Genomic DNA, 255 nt, shown 5'->3' with positions numbered 1-255 from the left:
CGTTACCTTTTAGGAGGCGACCGCCCCAGTCAAACTGCCCACCTGACACTGTCCCCAGACCGGCTCAACGGCCCAAGGTTAGAACCCCAATGTCCTAAGGGTGGTATCCCACCGGCGGCTCCACCCAAGCTGGCGCCCAGGCTTCTCAGCCTCCCACCTATCCTGTACATAGAACACCAGAGTCCAATGCCAGGCTGCAGTAAAGCTCCACGGGGTCTTTCTGTCCCACCGCAGGTAGCCAGCGTCTTCACTGGC

Annotated in this window: 1 rRNA gene; it reads right to left on the bottom strand. The window is 60.4% G+C overall.

Annotation, left to right across the window (positions count from 1 at the left end):
- A 23S ribosomal RNA gene (locus DXX99_RS11245) occupies positions 1-255 on the bottom strand; the annotation flags it as partial.

This window comes from Ammonifex thiophilus (assembly GCF_003368535.1).
GTDB classification, from domain to species: domain Bacteria; phylum Bacillota; class Desulfotomaculia; order Desulfotomaculales; family Ammonificaceae; genus Ammonifex; species Ammonifex thiophilus.
This window is presented reverse-complemented; position numbering and strand designations above follow the sequence as displayed.